The sequence below is a fragment of the Hymenobacter duratus genome (assembly GCF_014698995.1).
Lineage (GTDB): Bacteria > Bacteroidota > Bacteroidia > Cytophagales > Hymenobacteraceae > Hymenobacter > Hymenobacter duratus.
Genome location: NZ_JACWZZ010000003.1, coordinates 1 through 18,944, shown reverse-complemented (window position 1 = coordinate 18,944; position 18,944 = coordinate 1). Strand labels below are relative to the sequence as shown.

The 18,944-nt window shown below is 57.2% G+C and carries 17 protein-coding genes and 1 tRNA gene; 7 read left to right on the top strand and 11 right to left on the bottom strand.

Features of this window, described 5'->3' with window-relative positions:
- Nucleotides 1–139 precede the first annotated feature (139 nt).
- From IC231_RS13605 to IC231_RS13585, 5 genes are all read right to left on the bottom strand, one after another.
- Nucleotides 140–3,142, bottom strand: a complete 3,003-nt coding sequence (locus tag IC231_RS13605; protein ID WP_190785064.1) for a type I restriction endonuclease subunit R — start codon at nt 3,140–3,142, stop codon at nt 140–142.
- A 10-nt stretch (nt 3,143–3,152) separates the two neighbouring features.
- The gene (locus tag IC231_RS13600) at nt 3,153–4,544 is read right to left on the bottom strand and encodes a restriction endonuclease subunit S (RefSeq protein ID WP_190785063.1); all 1,392 of its coding nucleotides are present in this window, start codon (nt 4,542–4,544) and stop codon (nt 3,153–3,155) included.
- The gene (locus IC231_RS13595; RefSeq protein WP_190785062.1) at nt 4,544–6,262 is read right to left on the bottom strand and encodes a type I restriction-modification system subunit M; all 1,719 of its coding nucleotides are present in this window, start codon (nt 6,260–6,262) and stop codon (nt 4,544–4,546) included. The genes IC231_RS13600 and IC231_RS13595 overlap by 1 nt, the downstream gene beginning before the upstream one ends.
- 328 nt (nt 6,263–6,590) lie before the next feature.
- Complete coding sequence (locus IC231_RS13590; protein WP_190785061.1) at nt 6,591–6,860, bottom strand: helix-turn-helix domain-containing protein; 270 nt, start codon at nt 6,858–6,860, stop codon at nt 6,591–6,593.
- Nucleotides 6,861–7,164: 304 nt separating this feature from the next.
- Nucleotides 7,165–7,238 (bottom strand) — tRNA-Asp (locus IC231_RS13585).
- Nucleotides 7,239–7,474: 236 nt separating this feature from the next.
- Here IC231_RS13585 and IC231_RS13580 point away from each other — a divergent pair.
- The 5 genes from IC231_RS13580 to IC231_RS13560 all read left to right on the top strand — a co-directional run bounded on the left by IC231_RS13580 (nt 7,475) and on the right by IC231_RS13560 (nt 11,617).
- The gene (locus IC231_RS13580) at nt 7,475–8,422 is read left to right on the top strand and encodes an acetyl-CoA carboxylase carboxyltransferase subunit alpha (protein WP_190785060.1); all 948 of its coding nucleotides are present in this window, start codon (nt 7,475–7,477) and stop codon (nt 8,420–8,422) included.
- Nucleotides 8,423–8,587: 165 nt separating this feature from the next.
- Nucleotides 8,588–9,436 (top strand): MBL fold metallo-hydrolase, encoded by an 849-nt coding sequence (locus IC231_RS13575; protein WP_190785059.1) that lies wholly within the window; start codon nt 8,588–8,590, stop codon nt 9,434–9,436.
- A gap of 46 nt (nt 9,437–9,482) precedes the next feature.
- On the top strand, nt 9,483–10,295 hold the full coding sequence (locus IC231_RS13570; RefSeq protein ID WP_190785058.1) for a patatin-like phospholipase family protein: 813 nt from the start codon (nt 9,483–9,485) through the stop codon (nt 10,293–10,295).
- Between the two features lie 106 nt (nt 10,296–10,401).
- Nucleotides 10,402–10,974: a 1-acyl-sn-glycerol-3-phosphate acyltransferase gene (locus tag IC231_RS13565; RefSeq protein ID WP_190785057.1), complete on the top strand. Its 573-nt coding sequence runs from the start codon at nt 10,402–10,404 to the stop codon at nt 10,972–10,974.
- 91 nt (nt 10,975–11,065) lie between these two features.
- Entirely contained in the window at nt 11,066–11,617 is a 552-nt protein-coding gene (locus tag IC231_RS13560) for a hypothetical protein (RefSeq protein WP_190785056.1), read from the top strand.
- Between the two features lie 81 nt (nt 11,618–11,698).
- Here IC231_RS13560 and IC231_RS13555 read toward each other — a convergent pair whose 3' ends face one another.
- Entirely contained in the window at nt 11,699–12,367 is a 669-nt protein-coding gene (locus IC231_RS13555) for a DUF4159 domain-containing protein (RefSeq protein WP_190785055.1), read from the bottom strand.
- Between the two features lie 161 nt (nt 12,368–12,528).
- On the opposite strand from IC231_RS13555, the gene IC231_RS13550 reads away from it, so the two are divergent.
- Entirely contained in the window at nt 12,529–13,959 is a 1,431-nt protein-coding gene (locus IC231_RS13550) for an RtcB family protein (RefSeq protein WP_190785054.1), read from the top strand.
- Between the two features lie 8 nt (nt 13,960–13,967).
- On the opposite strand, the gene IC231_RS13545 is transcribed toward IC231_RS13550, so the two are convergent.
- Nucleotides 13,968–14,684, bottom strand: a complete 717-nt coding sequence (locus IC231_RS13545; RefSeq protein WP_190785053.1) for a 16S rRNA (uracil(1498)-N(3))-methyltransferase — start codon at nt 14,682–14,684, stop codon at nt 13,968–13,970.
- A 159-nt stretch (nt 14,685–14,843) separates the two neighbouring features.
- Here IC231_RS13545 and IC231_RS13540 point away from each other — a divergent pair, with 159 nt between their 5' ends.
- Nucleotides 14,844–15,866, top strand: a complete 1,023-nt coding sequence (locus tag IC231_RS13540) for an SDR family oxidoreductase (protein WP_190785052.1) — start codon at nt 14,844–14,846, stop codon at nt 15,864–15,866.
- A gap of 76 nt (nt 15,867–15,942) precedes the next feature.
- On the opposite strand, the gene IC231_RS13535 is transcribed toward IC231_RS13540, so the two are convergent.
- The 4 genes from IC231_RS13535 to IC231_RS13520 form a co-directional block, all read right to left on the bottom strand.
- Nucleotides 15,943–16,761, bottom strand: coding sequence for a hypothetical protein (locus IC231_RS13535; protein ID WP_190785051.1), 819 nt, complete (start codon nt 16,759–16,761; stop codon nt 15,943–15,945).
- Nucleotides 16,758–17,300, bottom strand: a complete 543-nt coding sequence (locus IC231_RS13530) for a hypothetical protein (RefSeq protein ID WP_190785050.1) — start codon at nt 17,298–17,300, stop codon at nt 16,758–16,760. The genes IC231_RS13535 and IC231_RS13530 overlap by 4 nt, the downstream gene beginning before the upstream one ends.
- A gap of 88 nt (nt 17,301–17,388) precedes the next feature.
- A complete protein-coding gene (locus IC231_RS13525) occupies nt 17,389–18,174 on the bottom strand; it encodes a S1/P1 nuclease (protein ID WP_190785049.1) in 786 nt (261 codons plus the stop codon).
- A 206-nt stretch (nt 18,175–18,380) separates the two neighbouring features.
- Nucleotides 18,381–18,944 (bottom strand): phosphoenolpyruvate carboxykinase (ATP) (locus IC231_RS13520; RefSeq protein WP_190785048.1); only part of this gene is annotated, 564 nt, incomplete at its 5' end.

The window sequence follows — 18,944 nt, the reverse complement described above, 5'->3', positions numbered from 1 at the left end:
AGCAAAATACCCACCCAGCACATGACTAGGTGGGTATTTGCGTAAAAACTGGTGTTGAACTCTACTTCCAAATACTCATGGGGGAAAGAGTGGTCATCGGTGTTCTGCATCCGACCGGTGTAACAATGGCCCAAAAGCTTCAAGGTGCAGGTGGCGATTTTCGCAGGGTATCGTACACCCGCTTCAGCATCCATTCCTGGACCATGCCACCGAAGTCCTTATCCGCGAACAGGCGGTTGAATATTTCTTCGTTCTGGTCGCGGCGCTCCAAAAGGAACTGCCGGTACATGTCATCGAAACCGAACTTGAAGTTTTCGATGGTGTTGGATTGCGCTTGTTTGCTGAGCAGGGCGTTTGATACAAGGTCCTTTTCTATCTGGTCGAACAGCAACTTATCAGCGTCATCGAATTCGGTGCCGAAACGTTCGTTCAGCACGTGGATGATAGCGGACAGTCGTTCCTTCTCTTCCTTGGCTTTGCGTAGGCCTGCTTCGGTTGTGGGGTCCAGTTCGGAAGTCTGACCCTTCTCAGGTTCGATAGACGTGGTACCAACCTTTTGCAGGCGGTAATACTCCAAGGCTACTTCGTCGTTGAGCACAAACGATTCCAGGTCACGGCTGGCGGGGAGCTTGGTGAGCAGCAGGCGGCCGTAAGCGAACAGCTTCTCCAGGTCCGCATCCGTGAAGGGCATAACCTGGGAGAGGTAAGCGTACAAGCGCGTAAAAGAGGTCAGGGTGTGCTTAAAACCATCTTTGGCCTCTTCATCCACGATGTAGCTGTAGCGTTGCACAGCGGGGTCCAGAAAGCCATTTAGTTTGCCCTGGTCCGTTGGCGTAAGGGTGCTGGCCGATTTGAAATACACCTGGGCAAAGGCTTCTACTTCTTCGGTGTAGATAACGTTCCGCAGCTCCAGGCGGGCCTTCAGGTCGTAGAGCAGGTTTGGGTCCGGGCTTTCCTTCAGGTAGGTTACCTCGTAGTAGGGCTGGAAGGAATCCAGGATGGTTTCAAGGTCGTTAGCGAAGTCCAGCACGAAGGTGTCTTCCTTGCCGGGGCTAGTGCGGTTCAGGCGGGAAAGGGTTTGCACGGCCTTCACCCCGCTCAGCTTCTTGTCCACGTACATGGTGTGCAGCAACGGCTGGTCGAAGCCGGTCTGGTACTTGTCAGCCACGATTAGTACCTGGTATTCGCCGGTGTTGAATTCCTCGGGTAACGCCTTTTCACCGATACCGCCGTTCATCTTGGGTTCGGTGTACTCCAGACCGTGTTCGTCCACTACCTTGCCGCTGAAGGCCACCAGGGTCTTCATGTCGGTGTAGCCCTTCAGCTTAATATAGCGGTCAAACTCTTGCTTGTAGCGCACTGCATGAAGCCGGGAACCGGTAACGACCATTGCCTTGGCCTTGCCACCGATTTTGTGCCGTACTACTTGCCGGAAGTGCTCTATCATCACTTCCGTTTTTTGAGCAAGGTTATGAGGATGAAGGCTTACGAAACGCCCGATGGCGCTGGCGGCTTTCTTCTTGTTTAGCTCGGGGTCGTCTTCAATAGCCTTGCTGACCCGATAGTAGGTCTCATAGCTGGTGTAGTTACGCAGCACATCCAGGATAAAGCCTTCCTCAATTGCCTGCCTCATGCTGTACAGATGGAAAGGCTTGTGCTTGCCCTCGGCGGTGGGCTGGCCGAATACCTGGAGTGTTTTGGGCTTGGGTGTGGCCGTGAAAGCGAAGAAGCTCAGGTTCGGCTGTTTCCCTCGCGACTCCATCACCTTGCGGATGTTGTCTTCGGCGGTATCGTCACTGGTGTTATCGTCGGCTTCATCGGCGGCGGCTTGCTCCAAGGTGCGGCCGGTGAGTACCTGCTTCATCTTGGTGACACCCTCGCCGCTCTGGGAGCTGTGGGCCTCGTCTACAATTACCGCATACCGGCGCTTCGGCAAGCCTGCGACCTTCTTCACCACGAAGGGAAACTTCTGGAGCGTGGTAATGATGATGTTGGTCCCAGCCTGGAGGGCGGCGGCAAGTTGGTTACTGTCCTTCTCTATCTTCTGAACAACTCCCTGCTTGTGCTCAAACTGGAAGATAGTTTCCTGCAATTGCTGGTCCAGTACGCGGCGGTCCGTAATGACGATAACGGAGTCGAAAACCCGTTCGGCCTGGGCGTTGTGCAGGCAACTCAGGCGGTAGGCCAGCCAAGCAATGCTATTGCTCTTCCCGCTGCCAGCAGAGTGCTGAATTAGGTAGTTGTGACCAGCACCCTGGCTACGGGCGTGGCTACCCAAGCGGCGCACGGCATCGAGTTGATGGTAGCGGGGGAAAATGAGGCTGTGCTTCTCCAGTATCTTCCCGTCCTGGGTTTTTATCTTCTCTGTCTGAACGTGTAGGAACCGACCTACGATGTCGAGGAAAACATCTTTGGTCAGCACTTCTTCCCAGAGGTAAGCCGTGCGGTAACCGCTAGGGTTGGGCGGGTTACCCGCGCCGTTATTGTTGCCTTTGTTGAAAGGTAAGAAGCGAGTTTTGGTACCCGATAGCCGCGTGGTCATGTACACTTCATCCGGGTCCACGGCGAAATGCACCAGGGCACGGCGGCTGAATTGGAACAGCAGCTCCTGCGGGTCACGGTCATGCTTGTACTGGTGTTGAGCATGGCGCACGGTTTGGCCCGTGAGGTGGTTCTTCAGCTCCAGCGTAGTCAATGGGATGCCGTTCAGACTCAGCACCACGTCCAGGGACTTCTTGTTCTGCTTGCTGTAATAGAGCTGGCGGGTGAAGCCCAGCCGGTTGAGGCCATATAGGCGCTCGGTATCGGGGTTCAGGTTGGTTTCCGGTTGGAAGTAAGCCAACTGGTACTTTACCCCGAAGTCGGTGATACCGTTGCGCAGCACGTCTAACGGGCCGCGTAGCTCCAACTCTTTATGCAGGCGTTGAAGCAGCTTAACGGCTGCCTGGGCACCGTGGGCCTTCTCGGTTTTGAGCCAGGCCTGCGGCTGAGTTTTCTGGAGAAAGGCCAGCACCTCGGTCGGAAATAGCGCCGTGGCTGGGTCGTAGAACTCTGCGGGTAGCGTGTGGTAGCCACCAGCGGTAACTAAATGATGTTCCAGGGCCTCTTCAAAGGCCTTTTCAGTATGAATAGCGGTAGCCATAACGGATGGATTAGCCGACTAGTTCGGCGGTGAGAATAGATGCAGGCTCGTAATTACGCACGTCGATTTGCCCAGTAACAGCCTCGGCAATGAGGGCGGCACGGTATTCCTGAAGCAGAGATATTGAATTTATTTCAATTGCTATAGCTTCATTGATACGTTTAGACTGCTTCTCAACGTGCTGAACAATATCAACCTGTTCATGCATTGGAGGGACTGAAATCCACAAATTTTCTAGTGCTCCCATGCCAATGTTAGGTTGGGTTCCAAAGGACCAAAAATTCTCAACCTGCTTTCTAAACGTGTGCGACTGAATGCACAGAAATAAATATTTGTGATTTATTAAAGCAGCATTAGCTCTGATTATAGCCAAAGGAGACCATATTCCGAAGTCTTCATCAGTTTCAACCAAAGCAGATTTTCCTGTAGTTGACCCAGATTTACAAAACAGAATATCATTTTTCTTCACACTGCTTTTCTGACTGTAGATTTGATGTTGTTCTACAGTTATGTAACCACGCTTGGCTTCAAAGTCGAGCTTATTGTCTTTTATGGATTCGGCAGATAGAAAAGGTACTCCCTCTTCTAAAAACTCAGGTGTTTCATGAGGTCCATCAGTAATTTTTTCACTGACCAGAGTCTTGAGTTTAGCCCTAATCCAGTGAACCGGAAGTGCCGGAACCCATTGTAAGCCGGAGTCGCGCACTGGTGCAGCGGCATCCAGGCCTTTGGTAACCGCGTGGTTGATGAGGGCCGCACGCTCTTCTTGCAGCAACACTAGCATCTGCTGCTTCTGGGTGATGAGCTGGTCTATCTGGGCGGTTTTTTCGTCCAGGAAGCGGGCAATGGCGCATTGTTCTCCGAAAGAAGGAAGACCTACCTTAATGTTCAAAATATCCTCTTTCGAGATATTTTTCATACTTGGGCTGGTGCCTGTCGCCAAGGACGAAATAAGCATCCTGAACGGCGCACTGATGAAGACATAGCTGAGCCACTTAGGCAAGCAGACGTTAATGTTCTCCTTTGTGAATACCATTTGCCAAAGCCGGTCTGGCAAAAACAAATTTGGTAAACCGTACTCAACATAACCACTGGCACCAACCAAATCAGGAGTGTTCATCCTGCTGATGATTATTGTATTACTTTTTACAGGAATTCGGACTCTATCTATCTCTTCCGCTAATACTTTTTTGTTTTCAGCTGCATCAAAGGCAAACGTGTAAACGCAGCTTGTTTTTAGAATACCTATTTCCGCCCCAGTAACAGGCTCATCAAGAGAATTAACGCTTACTCCGGATTCAAAATCTTTAACAAAGTGCTTGATTTGCTTTATTTCCCAACTAGATGGGATTTTAGGCATCCATTCAACCCCTGACGATTTATAGTCTTCGTACCGCTCCATTAGTCTTCAATAACTTGGTTCAGCAAGCCTTCTGTCTGGGTTTCCAGCTGCATAATGTCCTTCCGGATGTCCTGGAGGGAACGTAGGGCCTGGTACTGGTAGAAGTAGCGGGTAAAATTGATTTCGTAGCCCTCCTTGGTCTTGGTATCGTCCAGGAAAGCATCGGGCACGTGCGGCAGTACCTCACGGCGGAAATAGTCGTCGGGATTTTCCAGCAGCGGCACGTTCTCAAAGTCGCGCAGGCTACCGTCGGCCTTAGGCTTGCCCTTCTTATCGGTTACCGGCTTGCCGTGGGCGTCAAGCAGTGGGCGTTCTACCGTCAGGCGTCGGTACCCGAAGGCTTCGTTGGGGAATATCTTGCAGAATTCACCTTCTTGGAAGTTGCCGTAGAGGCGGGTAATATCGGCCAGCTGGTCTTCAGTAATAAAATTACGCTTGCTGCCCAGGCTACGCGGCATCTTTTGGAAGAAGCTAACGGCGTTGAGCAGTTGCACCTTGCCCTTGCGCTCCGCTGCCTTACGGTTCGTCACAATCCAGATGTACGTAGTAATGCCGGTGTTGTAGAACAGCTGGTCGGGCAGGGCTACAATGCCTTCCAGCATGTCGCGCTCCAGCAGCCACCGTCGAATTTCACTTTCGCCACTACCTGCCGCCCCCGAAAACAACGGCGACCCATTGAACACGATAGCCAGGCGCGTACCCTCGCTGGTGTTCTTCATCTTACTGGTCATGTGTTGCAAGAACAGCAGTGACCCATCGGAAATACGAGGTAGCCCCGCACCAAAGCGCCCGGCGTGGCCCAGCTTCTCATGCTCCTGGGTGATGAACTTCTGAGCCTTCTTCCATTCTACCCCAAACGGTGGGTTCGACAACACGTAGTCGAACTTAGTGTCCGGCAATTGGTCCTGCGTGAAGCTGTTCCCGAGCTTGATATTATCCGCACGGTGTCCTTTAATGAGCATGTCAGCCTTACAAATAGCGTAAGACTCCGGGTTCAATTCCTGACCAAAGGACTCCAGCCGGGCCTCGTCGTTCAGCTCATGCAGGTACTCTTCCGCCACCGATAACATACCACCAGTACCACAAGCAGGGTCGTAAATCGTCTTCACAATGCCCTTCTTGGTCAGGATTTCCCGGTCCTGGAGAAACAGCAGGTTCACCATTAGGCGAATTACCTCCCTAGGGGTAAAATGCTCACCGGCGGTTTCATTGCTACTCTCTGCGAACTTCCGGATAAGCTCCTCGAAAATGTAACCCATGCCAAGCGGCTTCACCGTGGTAGGGTGCAGGTCAATTTCTTGGAACTTCTTCAGCACCATGAACAGCAGGTTAGCCGACTCCAGCTTGGTTATCTGGTGGTCGAACTCGAAGTGCTCCAGGATTTCGCGGGCGTTCTGGGAAAACCCGTTGATGTAGTGCCGCAGGTTAGCAGCTACGTTGTTCGGGTCACTAACCAGTCGCTCAAAGTCGAAAGGGCTGTGGTTATGGAAGGTCAGGCCGGACTTCTGGTTCAGCACCATGTCAGCCATTTCCGGGGGTAGGCTTTGAGTACGTGGGTACTCGGCCACCACGGCTGCCTTGGTGTTAGCCAGCACACAATCGAGGCGGCGTAGGACCGTTAGAGGTAATATTACCTTGCCGTAATCGGCCTGCTTATAATCGCCACGTAGTATGTCTGCTACGGCCCAGATGTGCGCGGCGTATTGCTTAAAATCCATGCTATGCTACTAAAAAAGCCCCGGCGAATAGCACGGGGCCTTGAAAGTACATGCAGGCTGCTAGATTGGCAACTGAAAATTAAGCTCAGATGCTAAGTGGTTGAATACTAAACTCAGTATTAAGAAAAGCAGCGTACAGGCCGCTCATGCTTGGCCAGGCCTCGACTATAACACCGCAAAGGAGTAGAACCAGCTACGTGAGCGTTATGGTAGGGTAGGCCTCCCCCGGTCAGTATCCCCCCCTGGGGGGAGGGGCAATTTGACCCTACATTCACGGGACCTTGTCCATAAAATTTCTGGTAATTTTATGGTCCTGCGAACTCAAATATTACCGCAGGCGCTTCAAATACGCGCTAATATCCGACTCCCGCACCCGCCAACTAGCCCTTGTGCCGCTTACCTTGTGGTTGCTGTTATCTGCTTTGAGTCTGCCACGCTGGATTTCATCCCGGATGAATTTCTCACTACGCTTGAGGCGTTTGGCAGTCTCCTTAACAGTCAGGATAGCATCAGTTGCAGCGGTAGGGGCTACAGCTGTAGCAATAGCTTCGGCAATCAGTATGCTTAGTTGTTCAGGAGTTAAAAGTATGATTTCCATTTGATTATGCCTGATTGGGAGGTGAGGTATACTAAGGTAAGGTCTCCGGGCCGCTATTGTTACCCCAGGCCTCTGCCTCCCCATTCTCTTACTCCCAGAGGGGCTAATTTCAAATACTGGCTTATAACCACACTCCCTAGCTTTGATTCGGCTACCAAGCACCTATAAGGCATACGGGCTATTTCAGTGTATAAACTTTTATATAATCTGAGGGTAAACAACGCCCCTCAGGTTAAATACCGATACCTAAACGATACCCCTAAATGAAAAAAGGCCCCTAGCGAAGTGCTAAGAGCCTTTTTTGCGGTCCGGACGGGACTCGAACCCGCGACCTCCGCCGTGACAGGGCGGCATTCTAACCAACTGAACTACCGAACCGTTTACTTCGCTGCCGGGGCGGTGAAGTGGTGCAAAAGTAGAAGGCGGTGGCGGACTACGCAACACTGAGCGCAAAAAAGATGGAAAAAAGTACCAGGCAAGACTGTTGAAGGCTGTTTCTCAGGGAGAAAAAAAATGAAAAAATCGGCCGGGCCAGGCGGTGCGCGGTGTGCATGGCTTCGCTTACCTTTGCTTTCTTCTCTCACTCCGCCAAACACACCCACTCTGCCGTGGCAATGCTCCTCGATTTTGAACAACCTATTGCCGCTCTCGAAGGCAAGCTCCGTGAAATGCAGCAACTGGCCCTCGATAGCCAGGTTGATGTGTCGGAAGCTGTAGCGGCCCTTGAGGCAAAAATCAAGACCCTCAAAAAGGAAACTTACGCTAACCTTACCCGCTGGCAGCGCGTGCAGCTCTCGCGCCACCCCGAGCGGCCCTATACACTCGACTACATTGAGGGCATGGCCGATAAGTTCGTGGAGCTGCACGGCGACCGGACCGTGGCCGACGACCAGGCTATGGTGGGGGGCTTTGCCGAACTGGATGGCCGCTCGGTGATGTTTATCGGGCAGCAGAAGGGGCGCAACACCAAGCAGCGCCAACTGCGGCGCTTCGGGATGCCCAATCCGGAAGGCTACCGCAAAGCCCTGCGCCTGATGAAGCTGGCTGAAAAGTTCGGTAAGCCCATCGTGACGCTGATTGACACGCCCGGAGCGTTTCCGGGTCTGGAGGCCGAGGAGCGGGGGCAGGGCGAGGCTATTGCCCGCAACCTCAAGGAAATGTTTCTGCTGAAAGTGCCGGTTATCTGCATCATCATCGGGGAAGGAGCTTCGGGCGGCGCGCTCGGTATTGCCATCGGCGACCGGGTGCTGATGCTGGAGAATACTTGGTACTCGGTTATTTCGCCGGAGTCGTGCAGCAGCATTCTGTGGCGCTCCTGGGACTATAAGGAGCAGGCCGCCGAAGCCCTAAAGCTCACGGCTATTGATATGCTGGGCAACAAGCTGGTAGACGGCATCGTGAAGGAGCCTTTGGGCGGGGCCCACACCGACGCGGCGGCCATGATTAAAACGCTGAAAAAAACCATCCTCAAAACGCTCGACGAGCTGGAAGCTCTGCCGTCGGAGGAGCGCATCAGCCAGCGCATCGACAAGTTCTCGGCAATGGGCGTAGTGCTGGAATAAAGCAGCTCACCGAAAGATAGTTTGTCATCCTGAGCAGCGCGAAGGACCTTGGCATTGCAGCGCGAGTCATACGTACACGTATCGTTCTGCAATGATAAAGTCCTTCGCGCTGCTCAGGATGACATTTTTTTATTCCTTTACTGCCCAAACCCAACCCACCTGCCCATGCACGTTCACACCCTCGATACTGGTTTGTTTAAGCTCGATGGCGGCGCCATGTTTGGCGTGGTGCCCAAAAGCATGTGGCAGAAACTGGTACCGCCCGACGCCAACAACATGTGCACCTGGGCCATGCGCTGCCTGTTGATTGAGGACAGCGGCCGGCTGGTGCTGGTAGACAACGGCATCGGCGACAAGCAGGACGAGAAGTTTCGGGGGCACTTCTACCTGCATGGCGACGACACGCTGGAAAAGTCGCTGCGGAAGCTGGGCTTCACGTCGGCGGACATTACGGACGTGTTCCTGACTCACCTGCACTTCGACCACTGCGGCGGCTCGGTGGTGCGCACCGCCGCCGATACGCTGGAACTGGCTTTCCCGAATGCTACCTACTGGAGCAACCAAAATCACTGGGACTGGGCCGTGACGCCGAACCCGCGCGAAAAAGCCAGCTTTCTGAAGGAAAATATCCTGCCGATTCAGGAAAGCGGCCACCTGCGGTTTGTGAACTCCGGTGCCGGGGTGCCAGCCAGCTTGCCCATGTTCCAGGAAATTATTTTTGCCGATGGCCACACCGAGAAGATGATGGTGCCACTGGTAAAATACAAAGGCCGTACGCTGGCGTTCATGGCCGATTTGCTGCCCAGCGCTGCCCACATTCCGCTGCCTTACGTCATGGCCTACGACATGCGCCCTCTGCAGACGATGACCGAAAAGGAGCAGGTGCTGCGCCGGGCCGCCGACGAAAACTGGGTGCTGGTGCTGGAGCACGATGCCGCCCACGAGTGCTGCACGGTGCAGCACACTGAAAAAGGCGTGCGCCTGGCCGAGACGTTCCGGCTCGCGGACCTATAACCTGCAGGCCGGTAGCGGATTTGCGGATTATTACGTTTACGTGACTATGTTCGGCACATTACTTCCGCTTCCAGATACTACCCGCCCTACTACCCAAGGGCTGGCGCTGGCGCTTTCTGGGGGCGGCGCCCGGGGCATTGCGCACCTGGGCGTGCTGGCCGCGCTGGACGAGCTGCAACTGCCCATCGGACATATTGCCGGCGTCTCGTCGGGCGCTATTGCGGGCGCGTTTTATGCTGCCGGCTTCGCGCCCCGCGAGATTCTGCGCCTGTTTATGGGCGTCAGCATTACCCGGCTAACGCGCATGGCATTCAGTCGCTACGGCCTGCTCAATCTGGGGGCAGTGCAGCAGCTTTTCGCGCAGCATCTGGGGGCCGACTGCACGTTTGGCGACCTGAAAACGCCGCTGACACTGGTGGCTACCGACCTGACGGAGGGAATTTCGGTGTATTTCTCCAACGGGCCCCTGATTCCACCGCTGCTGGCCTCGTCGGCGGTGCCGGTGCTGTACCGGCCGGTGGAGTATCAGGGGCGGCAGCTGGTAGATGGCGGCCTACTCAATAATCTGCCCGTGGACGCGCTGCTGGGGCGCCATATGCCGGTGGTAGCCGTCAACTGTATTCCAACCAATCGGGCGGCCCGCGTTACGAGCTTCCGAAGCTTGGTGGAGCGCACGTTGAATCTGGTGATTGGGGCCAACAGCACGCTGAGCAAGCTGCAGTGCGACCTACTGCTGGAGCCCGAGCAGTTGCGCGCCTACCGCCCGCTGGACTACCGCCGCGGCCAGGAGCTGTTCGATATCGGCTACCGCCACACGGTGGCCCGGGCCGCTGAACTGACGGCATTGGTGGCAAAATAGGCAGCTCACTACGCGGCAGCCGGAGCTGGCTGCGGCTTCACACGCTTATTTTCCTAGTTTTGACTTCCGGCAGCGTTTTCTCACCCCGCTGCTTTTTACTTCCTGCATGGCTTCTCGCAAGACCTCTACTTTCTGGTACTACATTTCCAAAGCAATTTTTTCCGTGGCCGGCTGGCGGCTGGGGCCCCAGGTGCCGCCCGAAATCAAAAAGAGCATGATGATTGCCGCGCCGCACACCAGCAACTGGGACTTCATCTTTGCCCGCGCGGCCTTCTTCCTCATGGACGTGGACGTGCGGCTTACTATTAAGAAGGAGTGGACCACTATTCCGCTGCTGGGCGGGCTGGTTCGCTCGTTGGGCGGCCTGGCCGTGGACCGCAGCCGCAACAACAGCCTCGTGGACGGCATGGTGCAGCTGTTTAAGCAGCGCGACGAGCTGGTGATTCTGATTACGCCCGAAGGCACGCGCAACTACCAGCCCAAATGGCGCAAAGGCTTCTACCATGCCGCTATGGGGGCGGGGGTTCCTATTCTACTCGGCTACCTCGATTACAAAAACAAAGAAGCCGGCGTTGGCCCCGCCTTCTGGCCCACCGGCGACTACGAAAAAGACCTGGAGGAAATCAAGGCTTTCTACCGCACCAAGCAGGGACGTTTCCCCGAAAAAGGCGTACGTTAGGTACTACCGGAGGCTGGCGCATGCCGTGCTGCCGCTAACTCCGGCCGCAACCAGCCTGCTTTTATTTTCCCACTAAACTGCCCGTTGCGCCATGGAAAAGATATACACACTGCTCTGGATACTGGTGGGGCTGGGCGCTTTTATCTGGCGCATGGTGCAGAAGGCTAGGTCCACCACGCAGCAGGAGCGACAGGAGCGGCGCTACTCCCGCCCCGATTCCGAGGGCAGGCCTCGTCCGGTAGCACCGGGTTTGCCTGCTACGTCGTTTGAAGAGCTGCTCCGGCAGATGCAGGCCCAGAACCAACAGCATAAGCCCTCAGCTGCCGAAACCACCACTCCGGCCGGCCGGCCCTTGCCTCAGGAGGCGGCACCTGCGGCGCGCAGCTTGGAGCGCACCCGACAGGTTGCTAAATCATTGGAAGCCAGTGCGGAAGCGCGCTCATTGGAAGTGCCGCTGCACGAAGCCCGCCGGGCGTCTGACCTATCGCGCGCCAGCGCCCGCCCGGTTTCTAATGACTACTGGACCCGGCAGCAGGCTCAGGAGGAAAAGCCCGCCCGGAGTGCTGTAACCGATATGCTGCGCCAGCCTGCCAACCTGCGGGCTGCCTTTGTGCTGAGCGAAATTCTGAAACCTAAGTTCTGAGGCAGCAGGCTCCGATTTACTTCACGAAAATGCCCATCCACAGCTGGATGGGCATTTTTGTGGCCGGCTGGTACTGCCGTTTTAGTCTTGGGTGAGGGCGTAGCTGACGAGGTTAGCGCCCATTTTCAGAGCGGCTTCGTGGGTAGCCGGCGTGTCTTCGGGGTAGGTGCCCAGGTCTTCCCAGCCGTTGCCCAGGTCGCACTCATAGCTATAGAAGCAAACCAGCCGGCCCTTGTAGAGCAGTCCGAAGCCTTGCGGGCGCTTGCCGTCGTGCTCATGTATTTTGGGCAAGCCACGCGGAAACTGGTATTTCTGGTGATAAATGGGGTGGGAGAAGGGCAGCTCCACAAATTCCAGCTCGGGAAACACCTTTTTCATCTCGGGCCGGATGAACTTGTCGAGGCCGTAGTTGTCGTCAATGTGCAGGAAGCCGCCGCCCATCAGGTAGCGGCGCAGGTTTTTGGCCTCCGCGTCCGAAAACAGCACGTTGCCGTGGCCAGTCATGTGCACAAACGGGTAGCTGAGCAGCTCCGGCGAGTCCAGCTCCACGGTAGCCTCATCGGGGGCAATATTGGTGCGCAGGGCCTGGTTGCAGAAGCGGATCAGGTTGGGCAGGCTGGTTTTGTTGGCGTACCAGTCGCCGCCGCCGCCGTAGTGCAGCTTGGCAATGCGGAAGCTGGGCGCCACCCGCGGTACGGCGGCCACCGTCAGCAGCACTAATAAGAAGGACAGGCAAAAGGATTTCAGCATAGGAAAGCAGGGGTAAGATATACCCACCGGTAAACAAAGTAACGGATAGCCCAGATAAGTTCAGTGCAAGGTACCCGCCCAAGCCTGTTGCACGGTGAGATTGGGAAGATTCATGATTTAATTCATTTCTTGCCGACCAACTATACAAGTTACAAGCACAAATGACAACCGGTAAGGATTTGTTAGACCTGGGATTAAAGCCCGGAAAGTGGTTCAAGGAAGTGCTGGCGCACATCAACACGCACGGGCTGACCGGCGAAGCCCTGCACGCCTACCTCGATACGGTGAAGCCGTCGCCGGTAATTCCGCTGCTGGATGAGCCCGTATCCTTCCATGAAAATATCAGCGCGGATACGCCTGTAGAGCAGGCCAATATTGAATACGTCCGCAAGTCGATGCAGCAGCTGATGCGCACGCCCACCATAGTGGCCGGGGCCATTATGCCCGATGCCTGCCCCGCCGGCCCGCTGGGTACTATTCCGGTGGGCGGCATTGTGGTGGCCCGCAACGCTATTCATCCCGGCATGCACAGCGCGGATATCTGCTGCTCGGTGATGCTGACCAACCTGGGCAAAGTGGAACCCCGGAGCGTGCTGGATACTGCGCAGAAAATCACGCATTTCGGTCCGGGCGGCCGCTTGCCGGAGCAGCAGTTTGAGCTACCCGCGGAAATTGAGGCGGAGTTCCGGGCCAATCCGTTTCTGAACTCGTTGCGCAGCCTCAAATCGGCCCGGGAGCACCTGGGTACGCAGGGCGACGGCAACCACTTTCTCTACGTGGGCGTGTCGCGTGCTACCGGCGACACCGTGCTGGTGACCCATCATGGCTCGCGGGGGCCGGGCGCGGGCTTGTATACGCAGGGCATGAAGGTGGCGGAACGGTTCCGGCAGGCCCTTTCGCCCGCCACCGATCCGCACAACGCCTGGATTCCCAGCCAATCAACGGAAGGCGAGCAGTATTGGGCGGCGCTCCAGACCATCCGCAAGTGGACCAAGCAAAATCACTTGTGTTTGCACGATGCCATTGTATTGCAGTTGGGCGCTTTGGTGCAGCAGCGGTTCTGGAACGAGCATAACTTCGTGTTTCGTGATGGGGAGTTGTTTTATCACGCCAAGGGCGCTACTCCGCTGGACCCGAAGTTCATGCCCGACATCACCGGCCCGCGCATTATTCCGCTGAACATGGCGCAGCCCATCCTGATTGTGGAGGGCGCTACCACGGCCAATAATCTGGGCTTTGCGCCGCATGGTGCCGGCCGCAACCTGAGCCGTACGCGCCACAAATACAGCAAAATCGGCCAGACCAAAGAGGAGCTGTTCGCCGAGGAAACCCAGGGTATTGACGCCCGGTTTTTCTTCAACCGAATTGACATTTCTGAGCTGCCCAGCGCCTACAAAGACGCCCACGAGGTGAAGCGGCAGATTACGGAGTTCGACCTGGCCACCACCATCGACGAAATCCTGCCCTACGGCTGCATCATGGCCGGCGACTGGGAGCAGGACGCGCCTTGGCGCAAGAAAAAGCAAGCCAAGGAAGCTGCCCGGTTGGCTGCCAACGATAGCCAGGCCGACGGTTCGGCGCTGGCGGAATAGTCGCTGAGCTACGCTTCTGCCGCCAGCTCCCGCGCCACGTGTACGGTGTGCACGGCGGCCAGGGCGGCCGTTTCGGTGCGCAGCCGGGAAACGCCCAGCGTCACGGGTCGCACGCCGTGGGCGAAGGCCGCCGCAATTTCTTGGGGCGTAAAGTCGCCTTCGGGGCCGATAAGCACGCAGCAACTGTTGCCGGCTGCCGCCACGCGGGCCAGCGGCGTCCGGTCGCCTTCTTCGAGGTGCCCGATGAAGGCGGTGGCGCCCTCTATAGTTGGCAGGAATTCGGCGAAATCCGTCAGCTCATCCAGCTGCGGCAGCCACGCCTGACTGGACTGCTTGAGGGCGCTGACGGCTATTTTGTGCAGGCGCTCCAGCTTCAACTCGCGCCGCTCCGAGCGGGCGCAGCGCAGAAATGAGAGGCGGTCGATGCCAATCTCCACGGCTTTTTCCACCAGCCATTCCATCCGGTCGAGGTTTTTGGTAGGCGCAACGGCCACGTGCACGAAGTAGGAGCGGCGCGGCACCTGCGCTTCGTGCGTGATGCGCAGCTGGCAGCGCTTGGGGTTGGCATCTGCCACTGCGGCCTGAAACACGCCGCCGCGGCCATCTACCAGCACTAACTCATCACCGGGGGCGAGGCGCAGCACCCGTACGGCATGCTTGCTTTCGTCTTCGGGCAGCGTGTAGGAGTGGCCGGAAAGGTCGGGGGCGAAGAAAGTGTGCGGCATGGGGCAAAGGTAAACCGGAAATGCACGCGCCGCCGGCCCCGGGCCAGAAAGCGCCACGTAACGAGCTCAACATAACGCTTGGCCGGCGGGTGCGTATGCCCAAAGGCGCCGGCTAACTGCCGGGCGCTACACTATTCATCCTAAGTTTGCTCAAGCACTATGTCAGTTAAACTCAAAAAACTCTCTCAGCAAACCATCGTCATTACCGGTGCCTCGTCCGGCATTGGCCTCGTAACGGCCCGCATGGCGGCCAAAGCCGGCGCCCGCCTGATTCTGGCGGCCCGTAGCGAAGACGCCCTGCGCCAACTCACCAGCGAAATCCGGCAGGCCGGCGGACGAGCCGACTATGTGGTGGCCGACGTCAGCAAGCCCGAGGATGTGCAGCGCCTGGCCCAGGAAGCCGCCACCCGCTACGGCGGCTACGACACCTGGATCAATAATGCCGGCGTGAGCATCTACGGTAAGTTGGAGCAGGTGCCCGTGGAAGATATGCGCCGCTTGTTCGACGTGAACTTCTGGGGCCTGGTGAATGGCTCATTGGAAGCCGCCAAGCACCTCAAAGGCAAAGGTGGCGCCATCATCAACGTAGGCAGCATTTTGTCGGAAGTCACGGCCATCCTGCAGACCATCTATTCGGCCAGCAAGCACGCCGTGAAAGGCTTCACGGATGGGCTGCGCATGGAGCTGGAAATGGACGAAGCCCCGATTTCAGTGACCCTGATTCAGCCCTCGGCCATCGACACGCCGTACCCGATTCACGCCAAAAACTATATGGAGCGCGAAGCCCAGCACGCGCCGCCAGCCTACGCCCCCGAAACCGTAGCGCGTGCCATTCTGCACGCGGCCGCCCATCCTGAGCGCGACGTGGTAGTGGGTGGCGGCGGCCGGGCCTTCATCGGCATGAACCGCTGGACGCCCGCTTTGCTCGACCAGTTCATGGAGAAATCCTTCGCCAAGCAGGAGAAAGCTGACTACGCCCCGCGTCCGCTGCAGCAAAACGGCCTCGACCGGCCGGTGGGCCAACTGGAGGAGCGCGGCAACTATCCCGGCAGCACCCGCGAAACCAGCTACTATACCGAGGCCATCACCCGCGGCAACACCGGCCTGAAAGCGGCCCTGCTGGTGGGAGCCGGCGTGGCGGCAGCGGCCTGGCTGAATGGCAAGGCCAGCCAGAAAAAGTAAGCTGACATTCGATAAAGAACACCAAACGGCCCCGCTGACACACGTCAGCGGGGCCGTTTGCTGCGTGATGGATACGCTACTGTTGTTGTAAAAATCGGTCGATATCCGGGAGGGATATTTCGTCGGGCATGCTCATATATGGGTCGTTAAGGCGGTAGCCCTGCTGCCACAATTGCCGGGCAATCTGCATGCGGGCCGAGGCGTCCGGCTGGTGTTGCTGCCGCAGTATAAGCGCAGTGTAGTAATCGGTTTCGGCCAGCTTCCCATTGACGGTGCGCTGCAGCTTGAAATCGGCGAGAGCCCCGGCATAGTCGTGCAGCCGTAGCTTCGTGACGCCCCGATGCAGGTAGTCGTAGAGACCCACCCGGTCCAAGGGTTTATTGTCGGCTATGCAGGCGTCGAAGGTTGTGAGGGCGGCGCGCAGGTCACCTAGTTCGCGCTGGCACAGCGCCGCCAGGATGCGCAAGTCGTAGTTGCCGTCGCCGGACTGGCCAGGTTGGTTGCGGGTGAGTTGCTGCAACCGAGTAATGTCGGCCAGCGCACCGCGGTAGTCGCGCAGAAATTTGAAGCGACACCAGCCCCGGTCGGCCAGGTAGCGGTCCGGCTGCAGCCGCACGGCTTCGTCTATCAACTTTTTCCACGTCAGAAAGTCGCCCCGTTTGAGAAACGGCACCGACTTCTCGTGGTAGGCTGCGGCAAACGTCGGGCATAGGGCTATGACCCGGTCGAAGTACACCTGCGACTGAATGGAGCCCTGCGGAAGCTCAAGCGCCTGCAGGTAAAGCTCACACGCTGCCCGCTCCGGCGAGCCAGCCTGGTATATCAGGCAGTTGGGCTGGGCGGCCACCGGGCGAAACAGCAGGCTCAGCAGCAGCACTAGTGCGTAGCGTATCATAGCAGAACATCCTGAATGGAACCCTCGCGCACGATAAACGTGCAATAGAAATAGCTGTCCTGGGTTTCGGCATCAATGCGGCCCGGCTGCCAGCTGTGCAGGTCGCGGCAGGCGCGCAACACCCACGCTACCAGAGGCGGCGCAAATGCCTGCGGCTGGTATCCAGAATCCAGCTCCTGTACCCGAAAACGGTCGGTTTCCCCACGGAAGTTCACCACGAAGCGCACCGTAAGGTAGCCGCTGCCGCTGGTGCCGGCCGGCGGCGTGCGCAGTGCCGCCAGCAGTTGGCGGCGCAGCTCAGGGCGCCCGCCGCTGTAGGTGGTGTTGAAATTGTAATACTGGTAAATGCGGCCGGACGGCCGCAGCGCAAAGTCTGCGCGGTCCTGGGCGGGGTCGAACAGGATATCACCTACTTGGTAGCGCCGGTTGTAAGGCAGCGGGATATCTGCCTTTGCCCAGGTTCCTGTAAACTGGGCCCGCGCCTGTTGCACGCCCAGTAGCAGGCCGGCCGCCAGCATGAGCTTATAGTAAAAACGCATCGGATAAATCTAATAAGAGGGACAGTAGACTACCGATGAGCAGCCCGGATAACTTCGTCCGGGCTGCTCATGCTGGCCTAACGCTGGTCTAGCCCAGCACCTCGTTCAGCAAACCCGCTAGCCGGACGCCGGCCTGCTGAATGCGTTGCTTCATCATTTCGGAGTGCGCCGGGTAGTAGTTGTAGTCGATGTCGCCGTTGGCCGGAGCGCTGCGGTACACCTGTTCACTGGCCTGATACGATTCCCAGAACCAGCTTTCCGGCGACGCGGCCTGCCACTTGCGCACTTGCTGGCGCCGGATGGGGCCGTCGTATTTAGTAGCCATTTCCGAGTAGGTGAGGCCCTGATAGTCAATCAGGCCACTGTCCCAGAGGCTGTGCATGTTGGTGTCTTTACCGCGGTATTTCACCTTGATGTCGTTGCCGCCTTTGTCGTCGGCGTGGCCGGCATGTAGTGGCTGGTGCGCATCACCCACGATATGCACCACGAACTTGAGGGCTGCCACTTTCTCAGCCTGCGACTTGGCAGGGTCGGTCAACTCCTTAAGCTTGGCCTGCAGCACGTTGTAAGCGTTGGGGCTGGTCTGGCCTTTCAGATCCTGCAGATACTGGGTTTCGTTCAGGCCCGAGGGCGAGTTGACGTAGTGCCAGGGCGCGGTTTCCTTGAACTCGGGGTAGTAGCGGATTTCGTCGGGCCAGGTGCTGACCAACGCCAGGGTTTCGGTGCCCAGCAGGCGCTGTACTTCGCGGCGTGCCTTGCGGCTGAGGTGGTTTTCGGCAATCTGGCCCACGGCCCGGTGCCCGTCAACGCCCCAGGCCCACAGGCTCAGCGGCGATAAAAGCAATAAAAACAGCGGCAGCAAACGCTTACGCATAATCTGAAGGGGAAGGTGAGAAAGTCGGAAAAGAAGGGCAAATTACTGCCATTCCAAGGATTTGCGGCAATCCAACCAGCAAAGTTGGCGCAGGTCAGCGGCTTGTCATGGTTCGTTTCAACTTCTTCGGCGGTAGCTGCTATTCCTGAAACACAAAAGCCCCGCCGGCACTGCCAGCGGGGCTCCCAAGTCAAGCAATTTAAGCGTTACACGCTGGCTTCAACGGCCGTTTTGGGCGCACCGGCCAGGATTTCGTCGTTGGCGAAATCGGCGTACTTCTGGAAGTTAGCCACAAACTTCTGGGCCAGGTCGGCGGCCGTTTTGTCGTAGGCTTCCTGGTCGGCCCAGGTGGCGCGTGGGTCCAGAATTTCGGTGGGTACGCCCGGCACTGAGGCCGGTACTTCCACACCGAAAATCGGGTGTTTCTTGAACTCCACGTCGTTCAGCTCGCCGTTGAGGGCGGCCGTAATCATGGCGCGGGTGTAGCCCAGCTTCATGCGCGAGCCGACGCCGTAGCTGCCGCCGCTCCAGCCGGTGTTCACCAGCCACACGTTCACCTCGTTTTCGTCCATCTTCTTGCCCAGCATCTCGGCGTACTTGGTGGGATGCAGCGGCAGGAACACAGCGCCGAAGCAGGCCGAGAACGTGGTCTGTGGCTCCGTAACGCCCATTTCCGTGCCGGCCACCTTGGCGGTGTAGCCGCTCATGAAGTGGTACATGGCGTGGCTCTTGTCGAGCTTGCTGATGGGAGGCAGCACCCCGAAGGCGTC

What these genes read in the sequence shown, in the direction of transcription:
- IC231_RS13575 (WP_190785059.1), top strand. Translation starts at nt 8,588, where the DNA reads ATGCACGTTCACACCCTCGATACTGGTTTGTTTAAGCTCGATGGCGGC.
- IC231_RS13600 (WP_190785063.1), bottom strand. Translation starts at nt 4,544, where the DNA reads ATGGAGCGGTACGAAGACTATAAATCGTCAGGGGTTGAATGGATGCCT.
- IC231_RS13560 (WP_190785056.1), top strand. Translation starts at nt 11,066, where the DNA reads ATGGAAAAGATATACACACTGCTCTGGATACTGGTGGGGCTGGGCGCT.
- IC231_RS13540 (WP_190785052.1), top strand. Translation starts at nt 14,844, where the DNA reads ATGTCAGTTAAACTCAAAAAACTCTCTCAGCAAACCATCGTCATTACC.
- IC231_RS13605 (WP_190785064.1), bottom strand. Translation starts at nt 3,142, where the DNA reads ATGGCTACCGCTATTCATACTGAAAAGGCCTTTGAAGAGGCCCTGGAA.
- IC231_RS13580 (WP_190785060.1), top strand. Translation starts at nt 7,475, where the DNA reads ATGCTCCTCGATTTTGAACAACCTATTGCCGCTCTCGAAGGCAAGCTC.
- IC231_RS13590 (WP_190785061.1), bottom strand. Translation starts at nt 6,860, where the DNA reads ATGGAAATCATACTTTTAACTCCTGAACAACTAAGCATACTGATTGCC.
- IC231_RS13555 (WP_190785055.1), bottom strand. Translation starts at nt 12,367, where the DNA reads ATGCTGAAATCCTTTTGCCTGTCCTTCTTATTAGTGCTGCTGACGGTG.
- IC231_RS13565 (WP_190785057.1), top strand. Translation starts at nt 10,402, where the DNA reads ATGGCTTCTCGCAAGACCTCTACTTTCTGGTACTACATTTCCAAAGCA.
- IC231_RS13525 (WP_190785049.1), bottom strand. Translation starts at nt 18,174, where the DNA reads ATGCGTAAGCGTTTGCTGCCGCTGTTTTTATTGCTTTTATCGCCGCTG.
- IC231_RS13545 (WP_190785053.1), bottom strand. Translation starts at nt 14,684, where the DNA reads ATGCCGCACACTTTCTTCGCCCCCGACCTTTCCGGCCACTCCTACACG.
- IC231_RS13570 (WP_190785058.1), top strand. Translation starts at nt 9,483, where the DNA reads ATGTTCGGCACATTACTTCCGCTTCCAGATACTACCCGCCCTACTACC.
- IC231_RS13550 (WP_190785054.1), top strand. Translation starts at nt 12,529, where the DNA reads ATGACAACCGGTAAGGATTTGTTAGACCTGGGATTAAAGCCCGGAAAG.
- IC231_RS13530 (WP_190785050.1), bottom strand. Translation starts at nt 17,300, where the DNA reads ATGCGTTTTTACTATAAGCTCATGCTGGCGGCCGGCCTGCTACTGGGC.
- IC231_RS13595 (WP_190785062.1), bottom strand. Translation starts at nt 6,262, where the DNA reads ATGGATTTTAAGCAATACGCCGCGCACATCTGGGCCGTAGCAGACATA.
- IC231_RS13535 (WP_190785051.1), bottom strand. Translation starts at nt 16,761, where the DNA reads ATGATACGCTACGCACTAGTGCTGCTGCTGAGCCTGCTGTTTCGCCCG.